We start from the raw sequence: 17,344 nt of genomic DNA, 5'->3' as shown, positions 1-17,344 counted from the left end.
AGCCCCTGTCCACGCTGCCGTGGCCAGGGGCGCTGGGTCAGCCTCGGGCGGCGATGGCGGCGGCCCCTGCCGCCGTGAACTCGGCAATCCGCTCGCGGGGTGTGGAGTGGCTCACCAGGGCCTCCCCCACCAGGATTGCGTTGGCGCCGCTGGCGGCGTAGTGCGTCACGTCATCCACGCCGCGGACGCCCGATTCGGCAACCACGAGGGCCTCAGCCGGAATCAGGCCCGCGAGGGACGCGAAAACGGAACGGTCGACGTCGAGCGTCTTCAGGTTGCGCACGTTCACTCCGATGATGCGCGCCTGGGCTGCGACCGCCCGCTCAATTTCCTCTTCGGTGTGCGTTTCCACGAGCACATTCATACCCAGTTCCCGGCTCAGTGCCGAGAACTCGTTCAGCTGTGCGTCGGAGAGCGCGGCCACGATCAGCAGGATGAGGTCCGCGCCGTGTGCCCGGGCCTCCCAGATCTGGTACTCGTCGAGGGTGAAGTCCTTGCGCAGCAAGGGCACGTCCACCTCAGCGCGCACGGCATCGAGGTCCGCCAGGGACCCGTTGAAGCGGCGCTGTTCGGTGAGGACGCTGATGACGGAGGCACCGCCGTCGGCATACTGCCGGGCAAGTGACGCAGGGTCGCCAATGGCGGCGAGGTCGCCTTTGGAAGGGCTGCGCCGCTTGATTTCCGCAATGACTTTGAGCTGGTCACGTGACGGGGAGGGACCACCGAGGGCAGCCCAGGCGTCACGGGCCGGTGCTGCGGCCTGGGCCATGTCCTTCAGTTCAGCTAGGGAAACAAGGCGTTTCCGGGCGTCCATATCCTCCCTGACACCGGCGTTGATGTCATCGAGAACAGTTGCCATCAGTGGCCGGAGTTCTTCAGCTTGCTGCCTTCGACGCCGTAGCCTGCCTTGCGCATGATGTAGCCGAGGATGAGTCCGAGGACCATCACGCCCGCTCCTGCGATGAAGATGGGGGTGCTGGCGATAACGAAGGCGATTGACGCGATGAGGGCACCCACCAGCATCACGATGACGCAGGTCCAGGCCGCGGGGCTGTTGCCGTGGCCAAGTTCCTGGCTGTGGTCAATGGCGCCGGGGGCAACCGTGCGGGTGCCTGACTTGGAAACGGACGCGGGTGCTTTGCTCATGGAAAATCTCCTCAGGGTGGATACTGCTTATATTCTGCCATTTTTTGCCTGCCAGCCGCGTATTGCGCCGCCGGGCTGGGCGGGCCGGGGCAGCCCGTGGCCTGTTTACGTGGGATCGTCGCCGCGGGAGAGCCGGTCCCAGCTGTCGATTTCGTCAACCGGTCCTGACGCGGCAGCGGTTCCACCGGTGGCCGGCGCGTCATATTTGGTCCGGGTTTTCCAGTGCCGGCTGGCCGGAATAATGAGCAGCGCGGCCAGGGCCAGCAGGCAGCCGGCCACGACGGCCAGGACCGGGAAAGCCGTGACGGCCACTTGAGCCTGGCTGCCCGTGACACCGGTGGCTGCGGCGATGGCACCCTGGGCAGCCGCCAACGGGTCAGCCAGGACAGTGGCGGCAGCGGCGACGATCCCCGCCGAGGCCAGGAGGATGATGGCAGTGATGATCCACCGGGCGATCCTGCCTGCGATTGCGGCTGCCAGCCCGCCGGCGAGGGCCACGAGGGCCAGCGCGGTGACGGCAGTGGCAGCCTTGCTGCCCTGTACCTCCAGCGCCGTCTGGGCCGCACCGGACTGGCCCACCTGGTTGGGGTCCAGCGTGACAGTCATCCACGTCTGGGTGGTGGTGCCGAAGACTGCCAGCGCCAGGACGGCTACCAGCAGCACCAGCGTGGACTTGCGGGCCCAGGCGGGTGTGGCCGCCCGCTTCTTCGACATTCCTTGCCCGGCTGCCGATCCGGCGTTCCGGGGGACACCAGGCATCAGGAGTCCGTCCCGCCGGATACAGCGCCTTCAGAATCCGCGGAAAAGGAGTCGGCAGTGATGTTCTGCAGCGAACTTGCCGTGTGCACCGCGCGCAACGGGGCGGCGGCCTTGTTCACGGTTTCGAGGGCCTCGGTGGGGTTCACGGAATCGGCCACAATGCCGCCGCCGGCCTGCACATAGGCCCGGCCTTCGCGCAGCAGTGCGGAGCGGATGGCGATCGCCATGTCCATGTCGCCGGCGAAGTCGAGGTAGCCCACCACTCCCCCGTAGATGCCCCGGCGGTGCGGTTCGAGCTCGTCGAGGAGCCGCAGGGCGCGGGGTTTCGGTGCGCCGGACAGTGTGCCTGCCGGGAAGGTGGCCTTCAGCACGTCATAGGCCTTGGCCTGTGGCGAGAGCTGGCCCACCACGGTGGAAACCAGGTGCATGATGTGGCTGAAGCGCTCCACCTCCATAAACTGCGTGACATCCACGGTTCCCGCGACGCACACCTTGGAAAGGTCGTTGCGGGACAGGTCTACCAGCATCAGGTGTTCGGCGCGTTCCTTCTGGTCCGCGAGCAGTTCCTCGGCGAGGGCCTTGTCCGCTTCCACCGTTTTGCCGCGCGGCCGGGAACCGGCGATGGGGTGGGTGATGACCTCTTCACCGGTCACGGTGACCAGTGCCTCAGGCGAGGACCCGACGATCGAGTATTCCCGGCCATCGGCGTCCTCAAGGCTGAAGATGTACATGTACGGGCTGGGGTTGGTGTTGCGCAGGACCCGATAGACGTCCAGGGCTGAAGCCTTGCACTCCATTTCGAAGCGGCGGGAAATCACCACCTGGAACACTTCGCCGTCGACGATTGCTTCCTTGCCGCGGTCAAGGGCTGCCAGGTACTCGGCCTCGTCCCAGCGTTCCTGGACGCTGGCGGCAAAGTCCAGCGCGGCAGGGGCCAGCACTGAGACGGGCTGGGCAACGGGAGTGCTGACTTGGGTGAGCAGCGCCTTGACCCGGGCAACGGCGTCGTGCCATGCGTCGTCCACGCGTTCGGAACTGTCATCGAAGTTGATGGCGTTGGCGATCAGCAGCACGGTGCCGTCCACGTTGTCGTGGACCGCCATGTCCGTGACGAGGTTCAGCGCCATCTCCGGCAGCTGCAGGTCGTCCTCGGGCGGGCTGACCAGGCGTTCCCAGTGGCGCACTGTTTCCCAGCCGAGGAAACCCACCAGGCCGGAGGTGAACGGCGGCAGGCCGTTGAACCTGTCGGTGCGCAAAGCTTCGATGGTGTCGCGGACGGCGTCCACCGGGCTCCCGCCCACCGGGACTCCCACTGGCGGCTCTCCCAGCCAATGGGCGTTGCCGTCCTTGGTGGTCAGGGTGGCCCGGGACCGGGCGCCGATGAAGGAGTAGCGGGACCATGCTCCGCCCACGGCAGCGGACTCCATCAGGAATGTTCCGGGCTGCCCCTGGGCGAGCTTGCGGTACAAGCCGATGGGCGTTTCAGCGTCGGCGAGTACTTTGAGCCGGACGGGGATGACGCGGCTGTGGCCGGCCAGTTCCCGGAACTCCTCGAGGCTTGGGCTGATGGTTCCAAGGTCCTGCATGGCTATGCTGTTCCGCCTGTTCTCGTCGGGGCCGGTTCTGGTTCTGGTGGAGCCGGTGCTTTATCGGGCCTGCGCCGGCACCTGTTGCTGGTGCTTGCAGGGATGGCCAACCCTGTCCTGCAAGCAGGGTGACTGCGGTCAGTGGAAGAAATTCAGAGTGCCCGGCCGGTGCTGACTGCCAGGTCCCTGCCGTCGAAGCAGGTGCGGGTGCCGGTGTGGCATGCGGCGCCCACCTGGTCCACGCGGACCAGGAGTGCGTCGCCGTCGCAGTCCATGGCCACGGACTTGACCCACTGCACGTGCCCGGACGTGTCTCCCTTGCGCCAGTACTCCTGGCGGGAGCGGGAGTAGAACGTGACCCGCCCGGTAGTCATGGTGCGGTGCAGCGCTTCGTCATCCATCCAGCCCAGCATCAGCACCTCGTTGGTGTCGTACTGCTGCACGACGGCGGCTACCAGCCCCGCGCTGTCACGCTTCAACGCGGCGGCCAGCTCAGACGGCAGCGGACTGCCCGCGGGTACAGCGGCGGGAGTCCCTGCAGGACCGCGCGAAGGTGTTGCGGGCAGGGTGGAAGCAGGGGTGGGGACGGGGGCGGGCTGCTCAGACATCAGATCAAGTCTAGTGCCTTTGCCGTGCCCGGAATCGTGTGTGAACAACGGCACGCCAGCACCGGTGGCCGCGCTGCCCAACTGCGCGGGTGTCGTGCTAGTTTCACAAGTGATGCATTTCGTCGACCCGTCCCGAGAAGTCCTGGCCGAGACCCTGCTTGCGGCCGGCCCTGACGCGCCCACACTCTGCAAAGGCTGGCGCACCAGGGACCTTGCCGCGCACCTGTACCTGCGTGAGCGCAAAGCCGCTGTAGGGCTCGGGCTGATCATCAAGCGCCTGGCCAAGGCATCGGACCAGGCCACAGCCAAGCTGGCAGCAAAGCTGACCACGCCCGAAGCGTACACGGGACTCGTGAACACGTTCCGGGCCGGCCCGCCGGCGCTGTCCCCGATGAACATCAAGGCACTGGACGAAAGCTCCAACCTGATCGAATACTTTGTGCACACTGAAGACGTCCGCCGCGCAGTGGACCGTTGGGCACCGAGGGCACTGGATGAGGCGTATTCGGAAGCGCTGTGGGATGAGCTGGTGAAGCGTGCCGCCATCCTGTACCGGGGCGTCGACCTCGGCATTGTGCTGGTCCGGCCCTCGGGCCCGCGGCACGTGGCCAAGCGGGCCCCTGTTTCGGTCGCAATCGTTGGCGAGCCGGGCGAACTGCTCATGCACGCCCACGGCCGCACGCGCCACGCCCTGGTCACCTTCGAAGGCCAGCCTGACGCCGTCGCCCTCCTCCAGTCAGCCGAAGTAGGGCTTTAACCAAGCAACGCGGGGTCACTTCCGGCCCAATAAACCGAGGTTTTTGGGCCGGAAGTGACTCCGCGTTGCATTAAACCAATGGCCGTCAGCGGACTTCGAAGCCGGCCTCGCGGATCGCCTTCTTGACTTGGGACATCATGTCGTCCGGGCCCCAGTGGAAGATCGATGCGGCCAGGACCGCGTCAGCGCCGGCGGCGACGGCCGGCGGGAAGTGCGCCGGCTCCCCCGCACCGCCGGAGGCGATGATGGGTACTTTGACAGCGGCGCGGACGAGTTTGATGAGTTCGAGGTCGAACCCGTCCTTAGTGCCGTCGGCGTCGATGGAGTTCAGCAGGATCTCCCCCACGCCGCGGTCCGCGGCTTCCTTGGCCCAGGCGATGGCGTCGATCCCGGTGCCGGTCCGTCCGCCGTGGGTGGTGACTTCAAAGCCCGACGGCGTGGGCTGGGATCCGGGGCGGGTCCGGCGTGCGTCCACGGACAGGACGAGGACCTGGGAACCGAAGTGCCGGGTGATCTCGTCGATGACGTCGGGCCGGGCAACGGCTGCGGTGTTGATGGAGGCTTTGTCCGCGCCGAAGCGGAGCAGCTTGTCCACCTCGGCCACACCGCGAACGCCGCCGCCGACGCAAAGCGGGATAAACACTTCCTCGGCGGTCCGGCGGACCACGTCGAAAGTGGTTTCGCGGTTGCCGGACGAGGCGGTGACGTCAAGGAATGTCAGTTCGTCGGCACCGGCGTTGTCGTACCGGTGGGCAAGCTCCACGGGGTCCCCGGCGTCGCGGAGGCCCTCGAAGTTAACGCCTTTGACGACGCGCCCGGCGTCCACGTCGAGGCAGGGAATGACGCGTACGGCTACTGCCATGGGAAACTCCTGGAAATTCTGTGGTGGATGTCGCGCTGGGTCCGCTGCGTGGAATCAGATGCGGCAGGCGTGGATGCTGCTGACCAGGATGGCGCGGGCCCCGAGGTCGTACAGCTCATCCATGATCCGGTTGGTTTCGCGCTTGGGCACCATGGAGCGGACGGCCACCCAGTCCGAGTCGCGCAGTGGCGATACCGTGGGCGATTCCAGTCCGGGCGTCAACGAGGCAGCCTGTTCCACGAGTTCCTTGCGGATGTCGTAGTCCATCAGGACGTACTGGCGCGCCACGAGCACACCCTGCAGCCGACGGATCAGGACCTCGATCTCCTTGGCCGTACCGTTCGCGGCACCACCTGCACCGGTGCGCCGGATCAGGACGGCCTCGGACTTGAGGATGGGATCGCCAAAGATTTCCATCCCGGCGGCCTTGAGCGTGTTGCCGGTTTCCACGACGTCGGCGATGGCGTCCGCGACGCCGAGGCGGACCGAGGATTCAACGGCGCCGTCGAGGCGGACCACCTTAGCCTTGATGCCGCGTTCGGCGAGGTAGCCGCGCAGAAGGCCGTCATAGCTGGTGGCCAGGCGCTTGCCCTCCAGCTCCTCAACCTTGGCGAAATCCCCGACCGGACCGGCGAAGCGGAACGTGGAAGCGGCGAAGCCCAGCGGAAGCAGCTCCTCCGCTTCCACCTCGGCATCCAGCAGCAGGTCGCGGCCGGTGATGCCGACGTCGAGCGTTCCCTGGCCCACGTACACGGCGATGTCGCGGGGGCGGAGGAAGAAGAACTCTATGTCGTTGTCCGGGTCCACCATCACCAGCTCGCGGGAATCGCGGCGCTGGCGGTATCCGGCTTCGGAGAGCATCGCGGAGGCGGCTTCGGACAGGGATCCCTTGTTGGGGACGGCTACTCGCAGCATGGGGAAAGTCTTTCTGGATGTGGAATTGTCTAGGGGTTCAAGCAATGCGGGCCACGGCAGGCACGGGCGCCAGATGGCGCACCGGTCCGGTGGCTACAGATGCTTGTAGACGTCTTCCAGGGTCAGGCCTTTGGCGAGCATCAGAACCTGCAGGTGGTACAGCAGCTGGGAGATTTCCTCGGCCGCCGCTTCATCGGATTCATATTCGGCAGCCATCCATACTTCGGCTGCTTCTTCGACAACTTTTTTGCCGATGCCGTGGACACCGGAGTCCAATTCAGCGACGGTGCGGGAGCCTTCCGGGCGGGTGGCTGCCTTCTCGCTGAGCTCAGCGAACAGCGTCTCGAAATTCTTCACGCCCTCCAGCCTACTTGCTCAGGCCTAAAGGGCGCTTGTCGGGCCCTTGCATGACGGGCGCGGTGTGAGTGAACACACACGCGCCCGCCATCGAGCGGGCCCGTACCCGCTACTGCTGGTTGCTGTACTGCTTGAGCACGACGGCGGTGGCCAAGGCCGCGGTGACGGCCTCGTGGCCTTTGTCTTCTTTCGAGCCGGGGAGGCCGGCGCGGTCCAGGCCCTGCTGTTCGGTATCGCAGGTCAGGACGCCGAAGCCCACGGGGACGCCGGTGCGCACGCTCACGTCGGTGAGTCCCGACGTCGCGGCCTGGCAGACGTACTCGAAGTGCGGCGTGCCGCCCCGGATCACGACGCCGAGGGCCACCACGGCGTCGAAGTGCGGCGCGAGGCGCGCGGCTGCCACCGGCAACTCAAAGCAGCCCGGCACCCGCAGGACGATAGGATCGGCGATGCCGGCGTCCTTGGCCGCACGCAGGGCACCGTCCAGGAGGCCGTCCATGATCTGGGTGTGCCAGCTAGCCGCGACGATAGCCAGCTTCAGCTGGGACGTTTCGGCCGGGTTGAGGGTGGTGAGGTCGATGTCGGGGGCGCCGTGTCCGCTCATAGGTCAGTAGTGTTCCGTTCGTTGTGTTGGGTCAGCAGCGAGATGCGCTGTTCAGTCTTGTTCGTGCTCGAAGCCGGCGCCGGGACTGGCTACCGGCACCGGGCCCACGTGGGAGCCAAGCACCAGCCGGTGCTCCATGCGGTCCTTTTTGGTCTGCAGGTACCGGATGTTCTGGTCGCGTGAGGGCACCTCGGTGGGGACCATTTCCACCACCTTGACGCCGGCCTTCGCCAGCCTGTTCTGCTTGTCCGGGTTGTTGCTCAGGAGCCGCACCTCGTGCAGCCCCATTTCGGCCAGCACCTGGGCGGCGGCTTTATAGCACCGGCCGTCCACGGGCAGGCCAAGCTGTTCGTTGGCCTCCACTGTGTCGAAGCCGGCTTCCTGCAGGGCGTAGGCCTTGATCTTGTTGGCGAGGCCGATGCCTCTGCCTTCCTGCCCGCGCAGGTACAGCAGCGTGCCGCCGTGTTCGCGGATCATTTCCAGGGCGTAGGCAAGCTGCTCGCCGCAGTCGCAGCGGTACGAACCAAAAACATCCCCGGTGAGGCATTCGGAGTGCAGCCGGACCAGGGGCGCTTTTCCATCCTTGGGCGGGTTCGGAGAGCTGACCGCCAGGTGCTCGTGGCCGGTGACGAGGTCCGTCCAGGCCTGGGCCACGAAATCGCCGAAGGCTGTGGGCAGCTGCACGATGGGGCCCGCGCTGACGGGATGGGGTGTGTGGCCGTGGCCCTCCGCGTGGTGATGGCCACGTGCGGATTCGGCCTTGTGATGGCCGTTGCCTGAGGCAGGCAGGTGGCCGTTGCCCGAAGCTCCGGAAGCCGTCATCGTATCTCCTCTTCTTCGCCCGCGCGTCTTGCCCGGGTGTTACCGTCAGCCGATATGCCTGCCGCTTCGAGGTAGGCCACCAGGTCCTGGATCGAAATCAGGGGGCACCCATGTTCAGCAGCGAAGGCACGGAGCCCGTCCAGCCGCATCATTTCGCCGTCGTCATACACTACTTCAGCGATCACGCCCACAGGTTCCAGGCCCGCCAGGCGGCACAGGTCCACTGCGGCTTCGGTGTGGCCGGGACGTTCCCGCACACCACCGTCAACCGCGCGCAGCGGGAAAATATGCCCGGGACGTGTCAGGGACGCCGGCCCCGACGTCGGATCGGCCAGCACCCGGGCCGTGAGGGCCCGGTCCGTGGCGGAGATTCCAGTGCTGACGCCCGTGGCCGCGTCGCAGGAAACGGTGTAGGCGGTTCCCTTTGCGTCCTGGTTCACTTCCACCATGGGAGGCAGCGCGAGGGCATCTGCGCGTTCGCCGGACAGCGGGACGCAGATGACGCCGGAACTGTAGCGGATGGTCCAGCCCATCAAAGCCGGAGTGGCGAACTGGGCGGCGAAAATGATGTCGCCTTCGTTTTCCCGGTCCTCATTGTCCACGGCCAGCACGGGCTTGCCGGCGGCGATGGCCTGCACCGCCTCCTCGATGGTGCTCAGCCGTACGGCAGCGTCTTTCTGGGGACGGGAGCCGGCCGGGATGGCCACCCCGGGTTCGACTCGGACGGCGGCGTTCATCGTGTTCCTCCTTCAACAGCGCCGGGCGCTGCCGTGCTGAACGCCAGCAGGCGTTCGGTGTACTTGGCCAGCACGTCAACTTCCAGGTTCACCCGGCTGCCGGTGACTTTGGTACCAAGCCCGGTTTCAGCCAGGGTGGTGGGGATCAGTCCCACTTCGAACCAGGGTTCCTGCTCTGCGGCGGGGCTGACGGCGGTGACGGTGAGGGACACGCCGTCGATGGCAATGGACCCCTTTTCTGCGATGTAGCGGGCCAGGTTGGCAGGGACGCCGAAGCGGAGCCGGTCCCAATTGCCCAACGGCTCGCGTTCAAGCAGCACGCCGACGCCGTCCACGTGGCCCTGCACCACGTGTCCGTCGAGCCGTCCGCCGGCGGGAACGCAGCGTTCGAGGTTAACGGCGTCACCGGGCGCAAGTTCACCGATGGTGCTGCGGACCAGGGTCTCGCCTATCACGTCAACGCTGAATTCCTTGCCGTCGATCTCAGTGGCCGTCAGGCAAACGCCGTTGACGGCGATGGAACCGCCGAGGGCGAGCCCTTCGGTGGTGCTGGGTGCGCGCAGCCGGAGGGTGGCGCTGGCGTCGCCGTCCCTTTCCATGGACAGGACCTGCCCCTGCTCGGCAATAATTCCGGTAAACATTAGTAGCCTCCCTGGGCTTGCTCCGCGGTGGCGCGGGACGGTTGTGGGTCGAGGGCAACAGTGCGTTGCGGTCGGAGATGGAGTCTTAGGTCACGGCCCAGCGTCCGGACGGCACCGCCGTCGGACGCGTCCCACTCCCAATGCTGTGCGTCAGCGAGGGTGGTGATCCCCAGCCCGGTAAGGGCAGGAGTGCCGGAGCCGAGCAGTGTGGGCGCCAGGTAGACAATAAGTTCGTCCACCAGCCCGGCCGCGAGGAAGGCGCTGAGGATCCGCGATCCTCCTTCCACCATCAGGTGGCGCATGCCGCTGCCGTACAGGCTGGACAAGGCTTCGCGGGGGTCGCGGGTGGGCAAGTGCAGCACCAGGCCGTCGCTTCCGTTAACGGCGGCGTCCGCCGGAATGTCGCGGAGCCCCATCACAGCGCGCACGGGTTGCTTGGTGGCCGGAGTGCCGGCAGCGTCCCTGGCGGTAAGGCGCGGGTTGTCCACCAGCACGGTCTGCGTGCCAACGAGGATGGCATCGATGCGCCCGCGAACGGCGTGGTTGTCGGCGAGGGATTCCGGGCAGGAAATCCACTGGCTGGTGCCGTCCTCGGCCGCGATGCGGCTGTCCAGGGTCTGGGCGATATGCAGGGTGACGAACGGGCGTTTTGCCGCCACCGCCTCAAACCATTGGCGGTTCAGGTCCAGCGCTTCACCGGCACCAAGTCCGGCGCGGACACGGACGCCCGCCTGCCGAAGTGTGGCAGCTCCGCCCGCTGCCGGGTCATGCGGATCGTCCACTGCGTAGACAACGTCGGTGATGCCGGCATCGATGATCGCCTGCGCGCAGGGACCGGTGCGGCCAATGTGGTTGCAGGGCTCCAGGGTGACCAGCATGGTGCAACCCGAGAGATCGATTCCGGCAGCCGCCGCCTGCGCGATCGCGTCCACCTCAGCGTGAGCGGTGCCGGCGCCGCGGTGGAACCCGGTCACCAGTTCGCGTCCTTCAGGATCGATGATGACGGCACCTACCAGGGGATTCGCGCCGCGGGGGCCGTTGAGGGCCGCCTTCAGGGCGGTGGCCATGGCGGTGGTTTCAGCAGCGGTAAAGGCCGTGACCACACCCGCAGTCACGCGGCGGCCTCGATGTTTGGGCCGGCAGGCATGCCGGCAGCAGGAATAGTGGCCTCAAAGAGCCATCGCAAACGGTTCATAATGCTTGTGTCGTTCCTTCCCTCTCGAACCGCGATGGCTCCGGGGGTATACGACAGCAGAACGCCGCGGCGTCACAGGACGCCACAGAAACAGCTGTACGTGCTTCTCTCATCCAGACTTTAACTGTCGGTACCGGAATTCCACCGGTTCAACCGTCTGCCGGTGTCCTCCCGAAGGAAAACCACCAGCTCGCGGGTCGCGGACTGTCACCGCCGGTTCGGACTTACACCGACCCCGGAGCACGTATGTGTATAGCTATTGTGCCACAACGCCGGCGGTCTCCTGGCTATTCCGCCGAGGAACGTAACGTTTCGCTTCCCGCCTGCCGCAGCCGGTCAATCGCGGCCTCCGGGTCATCGGCACCGTAGACCGCGGACCCGGCCACAAAGACGTTGGCACCGGCCTCGGCCGCCCGGGCGATGGTGTCCTCGGTAATACCGCCGTCCACCTGGATGGCCACGCCGATCCCCGAACCGTCGATCGCTTTCCTGGCACGCCGGATTTTGGGCAGGGTCACGTCCAGGAAGGCCTGCCCGCCGAAGCCGGGCTCCACCGTCATGATCAGCAGCATGTCCAGCTCTGACAGCATGTCCAGATACGGCTCCACAGGTGTTCCCGGCCGCAGCGCCATGCCTGCCTTGGCACCCCTCGCCCGCAGTTCGCGTGCAAGTTTGATGGGGGCAATGGCAGCTTCGGCGTGAAACGTGACAGACGCCAGCCCGGCGTCCGCGAAGCCGGGAGCCCAACGGTCGGCGTCGGCGATCATCAGGTGGGCATCGAGGGGCACAGGGCTGACTGCCTGGATCCGCTGGACCACCGGCAGGCCGATGGTGAGGTTGGGCACAAAGTGGTTGTCCATCACGTCCACGTGCACAGCGTCCGCATTGCTGATTCGCTTGAGCTCAGCCTCAAGGTTGACGAAGTCGGCGGAGAGGATGCTCGGGTTGATGCAGCATTGCGTCACAGGGATACCTTTCACGGGCAGGACTCCGGGGAGCCGGTGCTTGTTGCGGATCAGTGCTTACGGATCAGGGCTTACGGATCAGGGCTTTTTGCGGATCAGGGCAAGGAACATGGCGTCGGTGCCATGGACGTGGGGCCACAGCTGGGCGGTGGACTCGTGCCCCGCGCCGAGATCCCCGGTCAGGCTCACACTGTCCAGGACCTCCCCGGCCTCCAGCAGTTCGAGGTCATCGCGCTTACGGAGTGCATCGGCCACCACAGCGGTTGTTTCGGCAGGGTGGGGCGAGCAGGTCACGTACGCCACGACGCCGCCCGGACGGACGGCAGCCAACGCAGATTTGAGCAGCTCGCGCTGGAGCGGGCCCAGGTCTGCCAGGTCCTTGGGAGTGCGGCGCCAGCGGGATTCGGGCCTGCGCCGAAGCGCGCCCAATCCGCTGCAGGGGACGTCCACGAGCACGCGGTCAAAGGCTTCGGGCTTCTCGATGCCGACGTCGCGGCCGTCGCCGGTCCTGACCTGCCAGGTTTCCCGGGGCACGGCGGACAGCGCCTGGCTGACCAGCTTCGCCCGGTGGGGTGCCGGTTCATTGGCCAGCAGGGTGGCTCCCCTCTGGCTCGCCAACGCACCGAGCAAGGCGGCCTTGCCGCCGGGGCCCGCGCACAGGTCCAGCCAGGCTTCGCCGTCGTGCTTTGTGTCAACTCCATCGGCGTCGCCGGCGCTATGGCGCCCGGCAAGGTTAACCGCGGCCATGGCCCGTGCCACCAGCTGTGAGCCGACATCCTGAACCCTGGTACTGCCCTCCCTCACTGAGGCAAGCCGGCCAAGGTCCCCGCCGCTGGAGAGCGCGGAACCTTCCACCAGTTGACCGGGAGCGGCGCCGTTCTCAAGGGCTTCATCCAGGCTTCCAATGCCGGGCAGGGCCACCAGGTTAACAACCGGGGCAGCGTTATCGGCTTCCAGGAGGTCATTGATTTCCGAGGCCGGACGCCCATGGGCCACCAGCGACTGGCGCATGGCGCGGACAATCCACTCGGGATGCGCGTGGCGGAGGGACGCAACCTTGGTCTCGTCTGTTTCGCCGCCGGTCAGCAGCTCCAGCCATTCCTCGAGGGTGTTGGCAGCCACTTTGCGGAGGACTGCGTTGATGAGGGCTGAGGGTCCCGCGCCGATGACGGCGCGGGCCAGGCCGACGGTCTGGTCCAGCGCTGCGTGCGCAGGAACACGCATGGCCAGCAGCTGGTGGACTCCGAGCCGGAGGGCGTCAAGGATGGCCGGGTCCAGCTGGTCCAGCGGACGGTCAACGCAACGGGCCAGGACGGCGTCGTACGTTCCCTGGCCGCGAAGGGCCCCGTAGCTGAGTTCGGTGGCGAACCCGGCGTCCCGCTTGTCCAGTCCGTGGTGCCGGATCCGTGCCGGCAGCACCAGGTTGGCATAGGCGTCCTCGGCGGCCACGGCCCGAAGGACTTCGAAGGCCACCAGCCGGGCAGGATCAGCCCGGCGGGTCCGCTGGGAGGGCGCGCTGTCAGTGAAGCTGCGCTGCGCGGCGCGGTTCCGTTCCCGGCCCTTGGCGTTGCGGTTGCTGGAATCGCGCGGCCCGCCGTTGCCGCGGCCGCTTCCGCGCTGGCTGCCGCCGCCGGAGCCGCCACGTTGTCCGCCTGCGCCGCCGCCGGTTCTTCCGCGGCCACCTTGGTTGTCTCCGGAACCGCTCATTCGAACACCACGCTTTCAAGGGAAGCCATGCCGCGTGCCCAGTCGGCAGCGGCCATCATCTTTTTGCCGGCGGGCTGCACCCGGGTCAGCTCCACGGCGTGCGAACCGGTTCCCACCAGGACGCTCTTGTCTTGGATTGACACGGCACCGGGCGCCAGCTGCGAGACATCCGGCCGCAGCCGGACGGGCTCCAGCTTGATCCGCTGCCCCTCCAGGATTGTCCAGGCTCCCGGTTCCGGAGTGACTCCCCGCGCCTGCCGTCCGATCGCCAGGGCCGGGTGCTTCCAGTCCAGGCGGCCGTCGTCAAGGGTCAGCTTGGGTGCCAGGGAGACCTCACCGGTCTGCGGCACAGCGGCGGCTTTGCCGCTGTCAATAGCCGAGAGTGTCTGGGCGAGCAGCACGGCGCCACTGTGCGACAGCCGTTCCAGGAGCTCCCCGGCGGTATCGTCGGGGCCCACCGTTTCCGTCAGGGTTCCGAACACCGGTCCGGTGTCCAGGCCCTCCTCCAACTGGAAGGTCACAGCGCCGGTGATGTCGTCTCCGGCCATCACGGCGCGCTGCACGGGGGCGGCACCGCGCCAGGCTGGAAGGAGGGAGAAATGGAGGTTAATCCACCCGTGCCGCGGGATGCCAAGCGCCGCGGGCGGGACCAGCCCGCCGTAGGCCACAATTGCGGCGACGTCGGGACCGGCCGCGGTAATCCGGGCGATGGTTTCATCGTTGATCCGGGACGCGTGGATCACCTCGATCCCCAGCTCGGCTGCCCGGGCAGCCACCGGGGACGGCGTCATGACGCGCTTCCGGCCGATAGGTGCGTCGGGCCTGGTAAGGACAGCCACGACGTCGAAGCCTGCTTCGACGAGGGCATTTAGGGACGGGACAGCAACGGCGGGGGTTCCCGCGAAAAGGACCCTCACCCGTTGGTACCAGCCGCGCCTGCACCGAAGCTGGAGCCGGTCGTTGCGCCGCCAAAGCTCGAGCCCCCGAAACTTGAGCCGACAGTCTTGGCGCGTTTCGCCGTCGTCTTTTCCGTGATGGAGTCGTAGTTGGCGTTGCGGATGGAACGCAGGGCAGCCTTGCGGTCCTCCCCTTCCAGCCTGTCGGTGTAGAGGATGCCGTCCAGGTGGTCATTCTCGTGCTGGAAGCAGCGTGCCAGCATCCCCTCGCCCTCGACGGTGACGGGGTTGCCGTGCATATCGACGCCGGTGACGCGGGTGGCGCGGTAACGCTTGACCGGGAAACCCAGGCCCGGGATGGAGAGGCAGCCTTCCACGTGGTCCGGCTGGAAGTCCTCGCTGTTTTCGAGCACAGGGTTAATGATGTGCCCCTCCACGCCGTCAATGCGGTAGGTGAAGACTCGCTTGCTGACGCCGATTTGAGGCGCGGCGAGGCCGGCGCCGTCGACGTCCTCCATGGTTTCAGTCATGTCCGCCACCAGCTTGGCCAGCTCAGGCCCGAAATCCGTCACAGGATCGGCAACTGTGCGGAGCACAGGATCACCGATGATGCGGATATTCAGAATAGCCATGCGCTGTTTGTCCTTACGGTAGGCGGCAAAGGGGACCAATCCAGTTTAGGCGCAGACAACTCCCGGGCTGTCCGTGCACCCGCGTACCTAGGCGGGCTGTACCTGCGCGAGAGGCGGAGGGGCGATGGGCAGGAGCGCGGTGCCCGCTGAAATAGTGTCCGCGGACAGCTCCCACACACGCCGCAGGGCGCAGAACTTCCACCAGTGGTGCTTGAGGACCTCGGGGTTGGCGCGGACGGGGCGGACCTCGGTCTCGCCAATGGCCACGGCCAGCAGGACCGGGTTTTCGCCGTACTTCCACGGCTCCCAGGTACCGGCTTCAGGATCCACCAGGCTCTCCTCGGCTTTCATGCCGGCCACCAGCTGCATGACTACTTTGTCGTCCAGCGGCTTGACCAGGCCGTCACGGGTGGTGCCCTTGGTTTTGTAATCGATAAGGCAGATCCGGCCGTTGATCCGTGCCACGAGGTCCAGGGTTCCGGCGTATCCCACGGAGTTGTTCCAGACGGTGATCTCGGGGGCGATGGGTTCAACCTGGAAAAGCTCCCACCATTCGTCGAACCGGACGGCGAAGGCTTCTTCGCCGTTGGCTGCGAGGGCCTCGCGCGCTTCCTTCATGCCGTGGGGACGGCCCAGGGCCCGCAGGGCCACCTGCTCGCAGTAGAAATGCACGCGGTCCCCGCGCTTGGCGGCCTCGTCCCGGTAGGTTTCCGCTGCTTTGGCTGCCCGATTGACTGCCTGTTTGATTTTGGCGGGGCTTCCCAGGCAGTCGGCCAGCAGCGGATCCTTGGCCAGGCTGCTGGCGCCCATGTACCCGAACCAGCCGTCAAGCCCGTGCGGCTGCTGGCCGATCACTGTGGTGATGGACGGGACGGAGAAGTGCTCGGAGGTGGACCGGGCGTACATCCGCCCGTATTCCGTGGCATGGGCAAGAAGTGGAGCTGTCATAAGAAAAACTCTTTCACAAGGGGCTGACAGAATGTCCGCACGCACAAAAAATGGTCCGTTTCCGCTGCTGATGAGCGGAAACGGACCATATGCGGTGGGCGATACTGGGTTCGAACCAGTGACCTCTTCGGTGTGAACGAAGCGCGCTACCACTGCGCCAATCGCCCTGATGCATTTGAATGTTAGCGGACCTTGCGGCCATTTCGGAAATCGGCCGGAAGCGGCACCACGTCAGGCACTCAACTGGACTGGTGAAGCAGCAACGGAAAGGGAAGGACTTATCCCACCCAGCCCCTTCCAAACGGCAACCCGCTCGCAGAAGACCTGCGCCGCCGTCGTAAATTACATGCCTGTAACTTGGAAAAATCCGCGTGATTGCTGGGAAGCAGCGCCATTGCGTCTTCCCCGGCGGGAGACGATTTGGAGAATCCCCGAACCTCCTATATTGTTTTTACTCGTTGGAAAGCGAGGAAATGCCGGGAACGGCAGCGAATCAGCCCTCCAAAATGCGGACGTAGCTCAGCTGGTAGAGCACCACCTTGCCAAGGTGGATGTCGCGAGTTCGAATCTCGTCGTCCGCTCGCAGGACACTGTCACGGCAAAGGTTCTTTTGAACCGGCGCTAACACGGTGGGTTGGCCGAGAGGCGAGGCAGCGGCCTGCAAAGCCGTATACACGGGTTCGAATCCCGTACCCACCTCGGTGAAAACCATGGTTTTTCGGATATCTCCGAATGAACATGGGCGATTGGCGCAGCGGTAGCGCGCTTCCCTGACACGGAAGAGGTCACTGGTTCGATCCCAGTATCGCCCACTGGCAAGGAAACTTGCCCGCAGTACCACCGGTTTACCGGTCCTGCACACGCGGACGTAGCTCAGCTGGTAGAGCACCACCTTGCCAAGGTGGATGTCGCGAGTTCGAATCTCGTCGTCCGCTCTCTTACTTCTCATAAACCCATATGCCGGTCTTCCGGTTCCGGGCGATTGGCGCAGCGGTAGCGCGCTTCCCTGACACGGAAGAGGTCACTGGTTCGATCCCAGTATCGCCCACACTCAGCAGCTCCCCCGGAGCTGCTTTTTTCATGCCCCGCTTGGCTGCCGGTGTTCCTGCATCCGCTCCGGGCGAACGCCCAAAGTGCCTGGTTTCCTTGGCACGCCTCCTTGGCAGGGCTAGGATCGAAGGCGCGAGGAGCGACCTGGCTCCGCGAT

At 66.1% G+C, this 17,344-nt stretch carries 19 protein-coding genes, 6 tRNA genes and 1 riboswitch; of the genes, 6 read left to right on the top strand and 19 right to left on the bottom strand.

All coding sequences use genetic code 11. The annotated features are described in order from the left end of the window. Positions 1-37: 37 nt before the first annotated feature. The 5 genes from trpC to hisI form a co-directional block, all read right to left on the bottom strand. Positions 38-859 (bottom strand): indole-3-glycerol phosphate synthase TrpC, encoded by an 822-nt coding sequence (gene trpC / locus BMX78_RS13495; protein WP_091420142.1) that lies wholly within the window; start codon positions 857-859, stop codon positions 38-40. After that, positions 859-1,146, bottom strand: a complete 288-nt coding sequence (locus tag BMX78_RS13490) for an HGxxPAAW family protein (protein WP_050055433.1) — start codon at positions 1,144-1,146, stop codon at positions 859-861. The genes trpC and BMX78_RS13490 overlap by 1 nt, the downstream gene beginning before the upstream one ends. A gap of 105 nt (positions 1,147-1,251) precedes the next feature. After that, a complete protein-coding gene (locus BMX78_RS13485) occupies positions 1,252-1,860 on the bottom strand; it encodes a Trp biosynthesis-associated membrane protein (protein ID WP_091420140.1) in 609 nt (202 codons plus the stop codon). A 44-nt stretch (positions 1,861-1,904) separates the two neighbouring features. Further along, positions 1,905-3,491 carry an anthranilate synthase component I gene (locus BMX78_RS13480; RefSeq protein ID WP_091420139.1) on the bottom strand — a complete coding sequence of 529 codons (1,587 nt, stop codon included), beginning with the start codon at positions 3,489-3,491 and terminating at the stop codon, positions 1,905-1,907. A gap of 152 nt (positions 3,492-3,643) precedes the next feature. Further along, positions 3,644-4,099, bottom strand: a complete 456-nt coding sequence (hisI, locus tag BMX78_RS13475) for a phosphoribosyl-AMP cyclohydrolase (protein WP_091420137.1) — start codon at positions 4,097-4,099, stop codon at positions 3,644-3,646. 112 nt (positions 4,100-4,211) lie between these two features. On the opposite strand from hisI, the gene BMX78_RS13470 reads away from it, so the two are divergent. After that, entirely contained in the window at positions 4,212-4,856 is a 645-nt protein-coding gene (locus BMX78_RS13470; protein WP_091420259.1) for a TIGR03085 family metal-binding protein, read from the top strand. A gap of 85 nt (positions 4,857-4,941) precedes the next feature. Here the strand turns inward: BMX78_RS13470 and hisF are convergent, their stop codons facing one another. The 14 genes from hisF to BMX78_RS13400 form a co-directional block, all read right to left on the bottom strand. After that, positions 4,942-5,718 (bottom strand): imidazole glycerol phosphate synthase subunit HisF, encoded by a 777-nt coding sequence (gene hisF, locus BMX78_RS13465; protein ID WP_050055437.1) that lies wholly within the window; start codon positions 5,716-5,718, stop codon positions 4,942-4,944. 54 nt (positions 5,719-5,772) lie between these two features. Further along, a complete protein-coding gene (gene hisG, locus BMX78_RS13460; RefSeq protein ID WP_091420136.1) occupies positions 5,773-6,633 on the bottom strand; it encodes an ATP phosphoribosyltransferase in 861 nt (286 codons plus the stop codon). Between the two features lie 93 nt (positions 6,634-6,726). Then, positions 6,727-6,990: a phosphoribosyl-ATP diphosphatase gene (locus BMX78_RS13455; protein ID WP_015936881.1), complete on the bottom strand. Its 264-nt coding sequence runs from the start codon at positions 6,988-6,990 to the stop codon at positions 6,727-6,729. Between the two features lie 109 nt (positions 6,991-7,099). Continuing rightward, positions 7,100-7,594 carry a 6,7-dimethyl-8-ribityllumazine synthase gene (gene ribH / locus BMX78_RS13450; protein ID WP_091420134.1) on the bottom strand — a complete coding sequence of 165 codons (495 nt, stop codon included), beginning with the start codon at positions 7,592-7,594 and terminating at the stop codon, positions 7,100-7,102. Between the two features lie 51 nt (positions 7,595-7,645). Continuing rightward, positions 7,646-8,416, bottom strand: coding sequence for a GTP cyclohydrolase II (ribA, locus tag BMX78_RS13445; protein WP_091420132.1), 771 nt, complete (start codon positions 8,414-8,416; stop codon positions 7,646-7,648). After that, positions 8,413-9,153, bottom strand: a complete 741-nt coding sequence (gene ribB / locus BMX78_RS13440) for a 3,4-dihydroxy-2-butanone-4-phosphate synthase (protein ID WP_091420130.1) — start codon at positions 9,151-9,153, stop codon at positions 8,413-8,415. The genes ribA and ribB overlap by 4 nt, the downstream gene beginning before the upstream one ends. Continuing rightward, a complete protein-coding gene (locus tag BMX78_RS13435; protein ID WP_091420129.1) occupies positions 9,150-9,794 on the bottom strand; it encodes a riboflavin synthase in 645 nt (214 codons plus the stop codon). The genes ribB and BMX78_RS13435 overlap by 4 nt, the downstream gene beginning before the upstream one ends. Continuing rightward, positions 9,794-10,861 carry a bifunctional diaminohydroxyphosphoribosylaminopyrimidine deaminase/5-amino-6-(5-phosphoribosylamino)uracil reductase RibD gene (gene ribD / locus BMX78_RS13430; RefSeq protein ID WP_091420257.1) on the bottom strand — a complete coding sequence of 356 codons (1,068 nt, stop codon included), beginning with the start codon at positions 10,859-10,861 and terminating at the stop codon, positions 9,794-9,796. Before ribD ends, BMX78_RS13435 begins: the two co-directional genes overlap by 1 nt. Before the next feature lie 224 nt (positions 10,862-11,085). Next, a riboswitch (FMN riboswitch) is annotated at positions 11,086-11,237 on the bottom strand. 39 nt (positions 11,238-11,276) lie between these two features. Beyond that, complete coding sequence (gene rpe, locus BMX78_RS13425; RefSeq protein ID WP_091420127.1) at positions 11,277-11,954, bottom strand: ribulose-phosphate 3-epimerase; 678 nt, start codon at positions 11,952-11,954, stop codon at positions 11,277-11,279. Between the two features lie 78 nt (positions 11,955-12,032). Then, entirely contained in the window at positions 12,033-13,661 is a 1,629-nt protein-coding gene (locus BMX78_RS13420) for an RsmB/NOP family class I SAM-dependent RNA methyltransferase (protein ID WP_091420126.1), read from the bottom strand. Then, entirely contained in the window at positions 13,658-14,578 is a 921-nt protein-coding gene (fmt, locus tag BMX78_RS13415; RefSeq protein WP_091420124.1) for a methionyl-tRNA formyltransferase, read from the bottom strand. Before fmt ends, BMX78_RS13420 begins: the two co-directional genes overlap by 4 nt. Continuing rightward, positions 14,575-15,189, bottom strand: coding sequence for a peptide deformylase (def, locus tag BMX78_RS13410; RefSeq protein WP_091420123.1), 615 nt, complete (start codon positions 15,187-15,189; stop codon positions 14,575-14,577). The genes fmt and def overlap by 4 nt, the downstream gene beginning before the upstream one ends. Before the next feature lie 87 nt (positions 15,190-15,276). After that, positions 15,277-16,137: a cytochrome gene (locus BMX78_RS13405; protein ID WP_091420121.1), complete on the bottom strand. Its 861-nt coding sequence runs from the start codon at positions 16,135-16,137 to the stop codon at positions 15,277-15,279. A gap of 95 nt (positions 16,138-16,232) precedes the next feature. Next, a tRNA-Val gene (locus tag BMX78_RS13400) sits at positions 16,233-16,304 on the bottom strand. A gap of 341 nt (positions 16,305-16,645) precedes the next feature. Between BMX78_RS13400 and BMX78_RS13395 the strand changes: the two genes are divergently transcribed. The 5 genes from BMX78_RS13395 (at position 16,646) to BMX78_RS13375 (ending at position 17,185) form a co-directional block, all read left to right on the top strand. Further along, a tRNA-Gly gene (locus BMX78_RS13395) sits at positions 16,646-16,718 on the top strand. 47 nt (positions 16,719-16,765) lie between these two features. Continuing rightward, positions 16,766-16,836, top strand: a tRNA-Cys gene (locus BMX78_RS13390). A gap of 41 nt (positions 16,837-16,877) precedes the next feature. Continuing rightward, positions 16,878-16,949 (top strand) — tRNA-Val (locus tag BMX78_RS13385). Positions 16,950-16,999: 50 nt separating this feature from the next. Further along, positions 17,000-17,072 (top strand) — tRNA-Gly (locus tag BMX78_RS13380). A gap of 41 nt (positions 17,073-17,113) precedes the next feature. Further along, positions 17,114-17,185: transfer RNA gene (locus BMX78_RS13375), tRNA-Val, on the top strand. The last annotated feature ends 159 nt before the right edge of the window (positions 17,186-17,344 follow it).

It is taken from the genome of Arthrobacter sp. OV608 (assembly GCA_900110595.1).
Lineage (GTDB): Bacteria > Actinomycetota > Actinomycetes > Actinomycetales > Micrococcaceae > Arthrobacter.
This window is presented reverse-complemented; position numbering and strand designations above follow the sequence as displayed.

What these genes read in the sequence shown, in the direction of transcription:
- ribH (WP_091420134.1), bottom strand. Translation starts at nt 7,594, where the DNA reads ATGAGCGGACACGGCGCCCCCGACATCGACCTCACCACCCTCAACCCG.
- ribD (WP_091420257.1), bottom strand. Translation starts at nt 10,861, where the DNA reads ATGGCCACCGCCCTGAAGGCGGCCCTCAACGGCCCCCGCGGCGCGAAT.
- BMX78_RS13405 (WP_091420121.1), bottom strand. Translation starts at nt 16,137, where the DNA reads ATGACAGCTCCACTTCTTGCCCATGCCACGGAATACGGGCGGATGTAC.
- hisF (WP_050055437.1), bottom strand. Translation starts at nt 5,718, where the DNA reads ATGGCAGTAGCCGTACGCGTCATTCCCTGCCTCGACGTGGACGCCGGG.
- BMX78_RS13435 (WP_091420129.1), bottom strand. Translation starts at nt 9,794, where the DNA reads ATGTTTACCGGAATTATTGCCGAGCAGGGGCAGGTCCTGTCCATGGAA.
- hisG (WP_091420136.1), bottom strand. Translation starts at nt 6,633, where the DNA reads ATGCTGCGAGTAGCCGTCCCCAACAAGGGATCCCTGTCCGAAGCCGCC.
- hisI (WP_091420137.1), bottom strand. Translation starts at nt 4,099, where the DNA reads ATGTCTGAGCAGCCCGCCCCCGTCCCCACCCCTGCTTCCACCCTGCCC.
- BMX78_RS13485 (WP_091420140.1), bottom strand. Translation starts at nt 1,860, where the DNA reads ATGTCGAAGAAGCGGGCGGCCACACCCGCCTGGGCCCGCAAGTCCACG.
- BMX78_RS13490 (WP_050055433.1), bottom strand. Translation starts at nt 1,146, where the DNA reads ATGAGCAAAGCACCCGCGTCCGTTTCCAAGTCAGGCACCCGCACGGTT.
- BMX78_RS13480 (WP_091420139.1), bottom strand. Translation starts at nt 3,491, where the DNA reads ATGCAGGACCTTGGAACCATCAGCCCAAGCCTCGAGGAGTTCCGGGAA.
- ribA (WP_091420132.1), bottom strand. Translation starts at nt 8,416, where the DNA reads ATGACGGCTTCCGGAGCTTCGGGCAACGGCCACCTGCCTGCCTCAGGC.
- trpC (WP_091420142.1), bottom strand. Translation starts at nt 859, where the DNA reads ATGGCAACTGTTCTCGATGACATCAACGCCGGTGTCAGGGAGGATATG.
- ribB (WP_091420130.1), bottom strand. Translation starts at nt 9,153, where the DNA reads ATGAACGCCGCCGTCCGAGTCGAACCCGGGGTGGCCATCCCGGCCGGC.
- def (WP_091420123.1), bottom strand. Translation starts at nt 15,189, where the DNA reads ATGGCTATTCTGAATATCCGCATCATCGGTGATCCTGTGCTCCGCACA.
- BMX78_RS13470 (WP_091420259.1), top strand. Translation starts at nt 4,212, where the DNA reads ATGCATTTCGTCGACCCGTCCCGAGAAGTCCTGGCCGAGACCCTGCTT.
- BMX78_RS13420 (WP_091420126.1), bottom strand. Translation starts at nt 13,661, where the DNA reads ATGAGCGGTTCCGGAGACAACCAAGGTGGCCGCGGAAGAACCGGCGGC.